The organism is Bradyrhizobium uaiense, assembly GCF_010811875.1.
GTDB classification, from domain to species: Bacteria; Pseudomonadota; Alphaproteobacteria; order Rhizobiales; family Xanthobacteraceae; genus Bradyrhizobium; species Bradyrhizobium uaiense.
The window spans coordinates 1-8,479 of record NZ_VKHP01000338.1; the positions used below are offsets into that span (position 1 = coordinate 1).

At 63.8% G+C, this 8,479-nt stretch carries 11 protein-coding genes and 1 pseudogene; 5 read left to right on the plus strand and 7 right to left on the minus strand.

Annotation, left to right across the window (positions count from 1 at the left end; all coding sequences use genetic code 11):
- Positions 1-368: pseudogene (locus tag FNJ47_RS42665) on the minus strand (hypothetical protein); the annotation flags it as partial.
- 221 nt (positions 369-589) lie between these two features.
- Between FNJ47_RS42665 and FNJ47_RS42670 the strand changes: the two are divergent.
- Positions 590-1,000 (plus strand): hypothetical protein, encoded by a 411-nt coding sequence (locus tag FNJ47_RS42670; RefSeq protein ID WP_165446119.1) that lies wholly within the window; start codon positions 590-592, stop codon positions 998-1,000.
- A gap of 15 nt (positions 1,001-1,015) precedes the next feature.
- Here the strand turns inward: FNJ47_RS42670 and rplT are convergent, their stop codons facing one another.
- Together rplT and rpmI are read right to left on the minus strand one after the other, a co-directional pair.
- On the minus strand, positions 1,016-1,375 hold the full coding sequence (gene rplT, locus FNJ47_RS42675; protein WP_139856954.1) for a 50S ribosomal protein L20: 360 nt from the start codon (positions 1,373-1,375) through the stop codon (positions 1,016-1,018).
- Between the two features lie 75 nt (positions 1,376-1,450).
- Positions 1,451-1,651, minus strand: coding sequence for a 50S ribosomal protein L35 (gene rpmI / locus FNJ47_RS42680; protein ID WP_008539890.1), 201 nt, complete (start codon positions 1,649-1,651; stop codon positions 1,451-1,453).
- 83 nt (positions 1,652-1,734) lie between these two features.
- Between rpmI and FNJ47_RS42685 the strand changes: the two genes are divergently transcribed.
- Entirely contained in the window at positions 1,735-1,890 is a 156-nt protein-coding gene (locus FNJ47_RS42685) for a hypothetical protein (RefSeq protein ID WP_163162353.1), read from the plus strand.
- A 211-nt stretch (positions 1,891-2,101) separates the two neighbouring features.
- Here FNJ47_RS42685 and infC read toward each other — a convergent pair whose 3' ends face one another.
- Complete coding sequence (gene infC, locus FNJ47_RS42690) at positions 2,102-2,641, minus strand: translation initiation factor IF-3 (protein ID WP_175068496.1); 540 nt, start codon at positions 2,639-2,641, stop codon at positions 2,102-2,104.
- A gap of 228 nt (positions 2,642-2,869) precedes the next feature.
- Here infC and FNJ47_RS42695 point away from each other — a divergent pair, with 228 nt between their 5' ends.
- Together FNJ47_RS42695 and FNJ47_RS42700 are read left to right on the plus strand one after the other, a co-directional pair.
- Positions 2,870-3,700, plus strand: coding sequence for an alpha/beta hydrolase (locus FNJ47_RS42695; protein WP_163162354.1), 831 nt, complete (start codon positions 2,870-2,872; stop codon positions 3,698-3,700).
- Between the two features lie 171 nt (positions 3,701-3,871).
- Complete coding sequence (locus FNJ47_RS42700) at positions 3,872-4,339, plus strand: nuclear transport factor 2 family protein (RefSeq protein WP_163162355.1); 468 nt, start codon at positions 3,872-3,874, stop codon at positions 4,337-4,339.
- A 131-nt stretch (positions 4,340-4,470) separates the two neighbouring features.
- Here the strand turns inward: FNJ47_RS42700 and FNJ47_RS42705 are convergent, their stop codons facing one another.
- Genes FNJ47_RS42705 through FNJ47_RS42715 form a run of 3 tightly spaced genes read right to left on the minus strand, consistent with a single transcriptional unit; the run spans position 4,471 to position 7,132 of the window.
- Positions 4,471-5,268: an acyl-CoA thioesterase domain-containing protein gene (locus FNJ47_RS42705; RefSeq protein ID WP_163162356.1), complete on the minus strand. Its 798-nt coding sequence runs from the start codon at positions 5,266-5,268 to the stop codon at positions 4,471-4,473.
- A 35-nt stretch (positions 5,269-5,303) separates the two neighbouring features.
- Positions 5,304-6,491 (minus strand): tRNA epoxyqueuosine(34) reductase QueG, encoded by a 1,188-nt coding sequence (queG, locus tag FNJ47_RS42710; protein WP_163162357.1) that lies wholly within the window; start codon positions 6,489-6,491, stop codon positions 5,304-5,306.
- Complete coding sequence (locus tag FNJ47_RS42715) at positions 6,440-7,132, minus strand: glutathione S-transferase family protein (RefSeq protein WP_163162358.1); 693 nt, start codon at positions 7,130-7,132, stop codon at positions 6,440-6,442. Before FNJ47_RS42715 ends, queG begins: the two co-directional genes overlap by 52 nt.
- A 262-nt stretch (positions 7,133-7,394) precedes the next feature.
- Here FNJ47_RS42715 and FNJ47_RS42720 point away from each other — a divergent pair, with 262 nt between their 5' ends.
- The gene (locus FNJ47_RS42720) at positions 7,395-8,201 is read left to right on the plus strand and encodes an undecaprenyl-diphosphate phosphatase (protein WP_163162360.1); all 807 of its coding nucleotides are present in this window, start codon (positions 7,395-7,397) and stop codon (positions 8,199-8,201) included.
- The last annotated feature ends 278 nt before the right edge of the window (positions 8,202-8,479 follow it).

Genomic DNA, 8,479 nt, shown 5'->3' on the forward strand with positions numbered 1-8,479 from the left:
CTCGCCGCCGAGACCATCGACGTCACGCTGCCGCTACGCGAGACTCCGGCGGAGACCGGTCGCATCCATCCGCTGAGCCAGGTGTGGGACGAGCTCACCACGATCTTCGCCGACATGGGCTTTGCGGCCGCCTTCAGCACGTCGCGCCTGGCCGCGAGCGCCTGCGTCACCGCGTCCTTGGCGAGGTTGATCCTGGCGCCTTCGGTCTTGCGCTCCTCCGGCGACATCTTGCCGAGGGTGGCAAGCAGGGCCGAGATCGAGCCCTTCTTGCCGAGGGCCGCGACGCGCACCGCCTCGAGGGCGGCTTCGTCACCGGCTGAGGCGATCTGGTCGAGGATGGATTTTTCGAGCGTTGCGAGGTCGGACACGGTCAATTCCTGCGCTTGAGCGGCGCATGATCTGATGGGAAGAACCGGGAAGCGAACCGGACCTGACCTTGCCGACCATGCACGAAAATTCGGCTGGGTTGTCGCCGCCCGAAGGCCGTAACGTCAAGCAAAAAGCCGGTCATTTCGGGACCAGCGGCCGGCGGCATTGAACCCGGTGACGCGGGCGTGGGACCAAGGGGGAGTTCAAGGAGACCCACGCGATGTTGCTGCGATCTTGCCTGGCCGTGCCGGCGGTCCTGTTGATGCTCGGAACGGCGCATGCCGCGACCGAGGAATGTCCCGCCAAATCGACCCAGATGGACGACATCATCGCAGAGCTCGAGAAGGCGCCGAGCTGCAACCGCGCGATGAAGGTCTTCGAGGCGTGTGAATACGGCGCCAGCGGAGACGTCCAGTTCGGCGAAGTGGTCGAGAAGAAATGCGAGGCGGACTTCCTGTCCGGCCTCGGGGCGTCGCAGAAGAAGGCCTATGCCGGCGAGCTCAAGCGCTGTGACCACAAATACGACAACGAAAGCGGCACCATGTACCGCTCGTTCACAGCGTTCTGCCGGGCGATCGTCGCCCAGCGCTTTTCGCAGAAGGCGCTGAAAGCGGGCCCTAAGGCCCGCTAGAAGCTCTCGCCAGGATCAAGCTGCGAGGGCAGCCTTGGCCTTCTCGGCGATCGCCTGGAACGCGGCCGGCTCGGCGATGGCGAGATCCGACAGCACCTTGCGATCGACGACGATGCCCGACTTGGACAGGCCGTTGATAAACACGCTGTAGGTCATGCCGAACGGACGGACGGCGGCGTTGATGCGCTGGATCCAGAGCGCGCGGAAGGTGCGCTTCTTGCGCTTGCGGTCGCGGAAGGCGTACTGGCCGGCCTTTTCGACGGCCTGCTTGGCGACGCGAATGGTGTTCTTGCGGCGGCCGTAATAGCCCTTGGCGGCCTTGTAGACTTTCTTGTGCTTGGCGTGAGCGGTCACACCGCGTTTGACGCGAGACATGACGGAAATCCTTGATCTGGAAGAGGTGACGGGGCGCCGCGCAGTCGCGGCGAGGGTTCAAGCGGATCGGAGCGATCAGGCGTTCGGCAAGAAGTACTTCTTGACGTTGTCGCCGTCGGTCTTGAACAGCACGCGGGTGCCGCGGAGCTGACGGATCTGCTTCTTCGTCCGCTTGATCATGCCGTGGCGCTTGCCGCGCTGGGCGTGCATGACTTTGCCAGTGGCAGTCACCTTGAAGCGCTTTTTAGCGCCCGACTTGGTCTTCAACTTGGGCATTTGGCTCTCCTGTCGCACAACACGAAAATCGCCCCGAGAGGCGTCCGGCCGGCTAAAATGCTCGTTAGAGCGTTGAAAGTGCTATGGTTTTTTCCGAATTGAAAGAACCTGCACTGAACGTCGCCACGGCAGCCCTTGATCAGCCGGGCGGCGAAGGCCCGGCTTATGACAGAGGATCGGCGGTTTTGCAACGTTCGAAGCTGGAAATGGCGGCGGATCTCCCTTCCCCTTCCCCCTGAAAGGGGGAAGGCCGGGATGGGGGTCAGCCGCAGACACCGATGCCCGTGGAGAGAGATGATCCCCACCCGCTTTGCGCCGGTGCGCAAAGCGACCTCCCCTTTTCAAGGGGAGGTTGGCTTCATCCGGGCTACGAGAGAGCCCTCCAGACATGAAACGGCCCGCCAGAGGTCCTGGCGGGCTGTTCCATTTCAACAAAGCGACTAATTCGAATTAGCGCGGCGCCAGCACCATCACGACCTGGCGGCCTTCGAACTTCGCGTCCTGCTCGACCTTGGCGAACTCGGCGACGTCGGCCTTCACCTTGTCCAACAGCTTGGTGCCGATCTCCTGGTGCGCCATCTCACGACCGCGGTAGCGCAAGGTGATCTTGACCTTGTCGCCTTCCTCGAAGAAGCGCTGCATCGCGCGCATCTTCACGTCATAGTCGTGATCGTCGATCATCGGGCGGAGCTTGATCTCCTTGATCTCGACGACCTTCTGCTTCTTGCGAGCTTCGGCGGCCTTCTTCTGCGCGGAATATTTGTATTTGCCGTAGTCCATGATCTTGCAGACGGGAGGACTGACGTTCGGCGAAATCTCGACGAGGTCCATGCCGGCTTCCATGGCCATCTTGATGGCCACCATGGTTTCGACGGTGCCCTGGTTGACACCATCGGCATCGATCAGCTGGATTTGCGCGTTGCGAATCTCATCATTGGTGCGCGGCCCGTCTTTTGCGACTGTGGGCGGGGCTCTATTGGGACGGCGAATGGGTAACTCTCCAAAGTTGTGAAAGGGAAGGCGGATATTTTGAAGCAAGACGCTGCGGCGGGCAAGCGAACTCGCTCCTTTAAGCGGCAAAACCGTCAATTGCGAGGCATTTTAGCCACGCCCGGCACATATAGCGGGTGTGCCTGCTCTGCAAGGCGGGCCGGCTGCCGTTGACCGGTGCCGTACGACGATTGAAATGCAGATCTCTGACACGCGAGTGACCGAACCATGAGCCAGACCGCCGCATCCGGACAGGAACCCGCCTTCATCGAGGTCGGCGAGGGCAGTGGGGCACGCCGGATCGCGGTGCGCGCCCGCGCGGGCAGCACAAGCGGTGCGCCGGGCAGCGCAAGTGGCGCGCCGGGGCTGTTCTGGCTCGGCGGCTTCAAGTCCGACATGACCGGCACCAAGGCGATCGCGCTCGATGCGTGGGCCGCCGAGCACGGCCGCAGCTGTATCCGGTTCGACTATTCCGGCCACGGCGAGTCCGGCGGCGACTTCGCCGACGGCACCATCGGCCGCTGGCTCGAGGAGAGCGTTGCGGTGTTCTCGCAGTTCTGCAGCGGGCCGCAGGTCGTGATCGGCTCTTCGATGGGCGGCTGGATGGCGCTGCTGCTGGCGCGCGAGATCGCCAAACGCAGCAAGGCTGGCGGGAATGGCAAGCTCGCCGGCCTCGTGCTGATCGCGCCGGCGCCCGACTTCACCGAGGAGCTGATGTGGAAGTCCTTCTCGCCGGAGATACGGGCCGAGATCGAGACCAATGGCATGTGGCTCAGGCCTTCGGAGTACGGTGACGGCACGCCCTATCCGATCACCCGCAATCTGATCGAGGAAGGCCGCAACCATCTGCTGCTCGGAAGCCAAATCGACGTCGGCTGTCCGGTGCGCATCCTGCAGGGCGCGCAGGATCCCGACGTGCCGTGGAAGCATGCGTTTGCGCTGGTGCATCGGCTGCCGGCCGAGGACGTGGTGCTGACCATGATCCAGGACGGCGACCACCGGCTGTCACGGCCACAGGACATCGCGCGCATCATCGCCGCGGTGGCGGAGATCGGCTAGGATTTTCCCTTCTCCCCTTGTGGGAGAAGGTGGCGCGGACGAAGTCCGTGCCGGATGAGGGGTTCTCTCCGCGGAAGCAGACCCCTCACCCGTCTCGAATGAGCTCTCGCTCATTCGATCCACCCTCTCCCACAAGGGGAGAGGGAAGAAACGACAGGCCGGAGAAACGCCATGGACACCACAACGATGCTGCGCGCGTTCTGCGACGCGGTCGAACGGCGCAACGGCAAGGCCTTTGCCGATCTCTTCACCGAGGACGGCGTCTATCACGACGTGTTCTACGGCGCCTTCGAGGGCCATGCGAAGATCGCCGAGATGATCGACGACTGGTTCTACCGCACCGCGACCGATTTCCGCTGGGTCATGCACGATCCCGTCAGCGACGGCAAAACGCTCTACGCGCGCTACACGTTCAGCTACCGCTCGACCTTGCCGGAGGCCAAGGGCGCCCGCGCGATGTTCGAGGGCGTCGCGATCATGCGGCTGCGCGACGGCAAGATCACGGAGTATCACGAGGTCGCCAACACCGCGCCCGCCTTCGTCGATCTGAACTTCGCGCCGGAGCGGATCGCCAAGATCGTCGGCAAGCAGGGCACGGCGCTCAGGGCGCGGCCGGAGATGCAGCGGCATTTGGCTTAGCCGCAGTCTCTCCGTCGTCATTCCGGGATGCGCCGTCAGGCGCAGGCCCGGAATCCATCAGGCCGCAGCGCCGGTGGAGGAATGGATTCCGGGCTCGCGCCAAGAGGCGCGCCCCGGAATGACGGATGTGGTTACGGCGGCGGCGGGTTGGTCATCGGCTTGCGCTGCGCCAGCGCAGCCACAGTCGACGTGCCGATCGGGCCTTTCTCGTCATAGAGCCAGCATTCGCCGATCGCGATGCCGTCGGTGGCGTGATGGTTGACGACCTCGAAGCCGATCCAGTTGGTCACCGGCAGACGGTGCAGATAGATCGTGACGTCGCTGTTGATGTAGCCGAGGCCCTGATCGCCGGCATTGGCGAAGGGACTGGCGAAATCCGCGCCGGTCGCGACATGGACGAACGGCGTCATCTTCACGCCGGCGACGAGCTCGCGGACTTCGCTCATCCAGAGCCTTCGCTCGCCGAGCGAGCCCATGTGTCCTGTGATCGGCCGCGTTTCCCATTTGCCGTTCATGCCAAGCCTCGGATCGGCCGGCTTCGGAATGTCTGCCGGCGCCGGCACCTGCCAGTTCGGCGGCGACCACACATTTCCCGGCGCATTTTCCGTCCTGCGCAACAGCTGGCAGGAGGCGCGCGCCATGCTGGTGCCGCCGCAGACAAACTCGGCCTCGATCATCCTGATGCGCATGCCGTCGCGCACCAGCTTGGTCGTCACCTCGATCGGCGTCGTGATGTTGGGCAGCCGGAACATGTCGACCGTCAGCCGCGCGGGCACGAAATCGTCGGAGCCGTGGCGCTCCTCGATCACGAAGGCGAGCAGGCCGATCACGACGCGGCCGTGCAGGGATTCCGGACTCCACGGTCCGTTCGCAACGGCCGTCGGCATGAAGCCGTCGCCGTGTCTGGTGAAAAATGGCTGGTTTGTCATGGCCCATCGACCATGACGGGAATGGCGCGATGAAATCAAGAGGCGGCCGCGCGCCACTCCTGTTGCACGCTGAGGTCGGGCTCGCCGCCGGACCGCGATGCCAGCGTCGCGAACGCATCGCGTGGCATCAGTTGCGACAGCGCCCACACTGCCGCGCCGCGCACCAGCGGGCTGGCGTCGTCGAGCAGACGCTGTGCTTCGCCGGCAAGGTTCGCGTCGCCGGAGTTGCCGATTGCGATCAGCACATTGCGGATGAAGCGATCGCGGCCGATGCGCTTGACCGGCGATTTCGTGAACAGCGCGCGAAAGGCCGGATCGTCGAGCCGCGCGAGCTCAGCGAGCGCAGGCGCGCGCAACGCATCGCGCGCGGCGAGCTTCTGCTCGCGGCCCGCCTCGGCGAACTTGTTCCACGGACACACTGCGAGGCAATCGTCGCAGCCATAGATGCGGTTGCCGATGGCCTTGCGGAATTCGTGCGGGATCGGACCCTTGTTCTCGATCGTCAGATACGAGATGCAGCGCCGCGCATCGAGCTTGTAGGGCGCGGGAAATGCCGCGGTCGGGCAGATGTCCTGGCAGGCGTTGCAGCTGCCGCAGTGATCGGCTTCGCCATCGTCGCACGGCAGCTCGGTGGCGGAATAGATCGCGCCGAGAAACAGCCACGAGCCGAACTCGCGCGATACCAGATTGGTGTGCTTGCCCTGCCAGCCGATGCTGGCAGCCTGCGCGAGCGGCTTCTCCATCACAGCGGCGGTGTCGACGAACACCTTCACCTCGTCGCCGGTCGCAGCAGTGAGCCAGCGCGCCAGAATCTTCAGCCGCTTCTTGATCACGTCGTGATAGTCGTCGCCCTGCGCATAGACCGAGATCGCGCCATGCGATCGACGCGCGAGAATATTCAGCGGATTGTCATCGGGCCCGTAATTGACGCCGAGCATGATGATCGAGCGCACGCCACCCCACAGTACGCGCGGATCGGCGCGTCGCTCCGGATTGGCTGCGAGCCAGTCCATGTCGCCATGGCCGCCGGAGCCGAGGAACTCGAGGAAATATCTTCCGGCCTCGCTGGTCGCATCAGGCGTGGTGAAGCCGATGGCATCGAAGCCGAGCGCGCGCGCCTCGCGCCCAAGCGCTGCCTTGAGATCGGACGGAGAGAGCCTGGCCGCCTGGTTCAGAAGTCGAGGTCCACATAGGTCCGCGACGCCGGCACCCCCGCCAGCCATTCGCTGAGCAGCGGGCGGAACGACGGGCGGGATTTCACCCGCGCGTACCACGCCTTTGCCGCGTCGTCCTCGCTCCATGGCACGTCGCCCAGGTAGTCGATCGCCGAGAGATGCGCCGCGGCGGCGAGATCCGCGTAGGTGAGGCGGTCGCCGGCGAGATAGTTCCGCGTCTTCGCCAGCCAGCCGATGTAACTCAGATGATAGCGCACATTGACCTTGGCGGCGCGCATGATGTCGGGCGCCGGCGGACCGCCGCCATTGTCCTCGCTCATGAAGCGCTTGTAGATCCGCTCGGTCACCAGCGGGTTGGAGGCTTCCTCGAAGAACTTCTCGTTGAACCATGCCATCAGCCGGCGCACCTCGACGCGCTCGGCCATCGACGTCGGCAACAGCCGCCGCTCGCCGGCCTCGAGGCCGTGCGCCTCGTCGACATATTCGGCGATGATCGGGGCCGTCGGGACCGGCGGAAAGCCCTCGGCGATAAGCACCGGCGTGGTTGCCGCCGGATTGAGCGCCAAAAACGCCTCGCGCCGTTCCCAGACCCGTTCCTCCACCAGGCGCAAATCGAGGCCATACTCGCCGAGCACGAGGCGAATGAAGCGCGAATGCGGACAGAACGGATGGTGATACAGCGTGTACATGAAGCCCTTGGTAATTTCGTGGCGCTTAAGAAACCATCAACCTGTGTGACCTGACCTGTAATTTGGCCGGGACAGTTCCGCTCGTCTCTATGTCGCGTCGGCACACAAACCGGTAGCCACCCCCGCAGACGGTGCGGGTCACAAAAACGCTATAGCCCAGCAAATCGGCCGGGTAACCCATTGTTTGACGATTATTTGCGATTGCGGCCTATGTGCGAATAAGCGAGAAGAATTCGGTTTTCCACACAGGGCAGATCAGATCATGATGACGGATATGCTGCGGGCGGTGATTCTCGGCATCGTCGAGGGCGTCACAGAGTTCCTGCCGGTCTCTTCGACAGGCCACCTGCTGCTTGCGGAGCGCTTCTTCAATCTCGGCGAAGGCAATTTCTGGAAGAGCTTCGCGATCCTGATTCAGCTCGGTGCGATCCTCGCGATCCTCGTGCTCTACTTCACCAAATTGTGGCGCGTGGCGCTCGGCATGTTCTCCAATCCCGACGACCGCCGCTTCGTGATCGGCGTGCTGGTGGCGTTCCTGCCGGCTGTCGTGATCGGCCTGATCGCCGGCAAATACATCAAGGAGTTCCTGTTCAATCCCTGGGTGGTCTGCTTCACGCTGATCGTCGGCGGCGCCGTCCTGCTCTGGGTCGATCAGCTCGATCTCAAAGTGTACGAGGACGACGCGACCCGGTTCCCGCTGTTGATGTATTTCTGGATCGGCGTCGCGCAGTGCCTGGCGATGATTCCCGGCGTGTCGCGCTCCGGCGCCAGCATCGTGGCTGCGATGCTGCTCGGCGCCGACAAGCGCTCGGCGGCGGAGTTCTCGTTCTTCCTCGCGATCCCGACCATGGTCGGCGCGTTCGCCTATGACTTCTACAAGAACCGCGGCGACTTCACGTCCGACGGTCTCAGCGTCATCGCGGTCGGTTTCGTGGTGTCGTTCATCACTGCGATGATCGTGGTGAGGGCATTCCTCAACTTCGTTACCCGCCGCGGCTTCGCCTTCTTTGCCTGGTGGCGCGTGATCGTCGGCACGCTCGGTCTGATCGCGCTGGCGATGGGAAGGTAGCTTACTTCGCCTCGCCCCGCCTGCGGGGGGAGGCCGGATCGCAAGGAAATGCGATCGGGGTGAGGGGGACTCACCGCGTACCCACATGCATCAGATTTTTGCGGAGGCAGCCCCGCAATATCTCTGGCGCTTCCGCGCGACCGGGCAGTTCCAGAAGAAGAGCGCGTAAGCTCTATCCCCGAAGCGACTTTGCTCCCTCGCCCCGTTCTTACGGGGAGGGTTGGCTGTCTCTTATAGCGATCAGCCGCAGACGCGGAACCGATCGGCATCATTGTGGG

Coding starts and splice junctions, on each gene's coding strand:
- FNJ47_RS42670 (WP_165446119.1), top strand. CDS start 590: ATGTTGCTGCGATCTTGCCTGGCCGTGCCGGCGGTCCTGTTGATGCTC.
- rplT (WP_139856954.1), bottom strand. CDS start 1,375: ATGTCTCGCGTCAAACGCGGTGTGACCGCTCACGCCAAGCACAAGAAA.
- rpmI (WP_008539890.1), bottom strand. CDS start 1,651: ATGCCCAAGTTGAAGACCAAGTCGGGCGCTAAAAAGCGCTTCAAGGTG.
- FNJ47_RS42685 (WP_163162353.1), top strand. CDS start 1,735: ATGGTTTTTTCCGAATTGAAAGAACCTGCACTGAACGTCGCCACGGCA.
- FNJ47_RS42695 (WP_163162354.1), top strand. CDS start 2,870: ATGAGCCAGACCGCCGCATCCGGACAGGAACCCGCCTTCATCGAGGTC.
- FNJ47_RS42700 (WP_163162355.1), top strand. CDS start 3,872: ATGGACACCACAACGATGCTGCGCGCGTTCTGCGACGCGGTCGAACGG.
- FNJ47_RS42705 (WP_163162356.1), bottom strand. CDS start 5,268: ATGACAAACCAGCCATTTTTCACCAGACACGGCGACGGCTTCATGCCG.
- queG (WP_163162357.1), bottom strand. CDS start 6,491: ATGGCTGGCGGGGGTGCCGGCGTCGCGGACCTATGTGGACCTCGACTT.
- FNJ47_RS42715 (WP_163162358.1), bottom strand. CDS start 7,132: ATGTACACGCTGTATCACCATCCGTTCTGTCCGCATTCGCGCTTCATT.
- FNJ47_RS42720 (WP_163162360.1), top strand. CDS start 7,395: ATGATGACGGATATGCTGCGGGCGGTGATTCTCGGCATCGTCGAGGGC.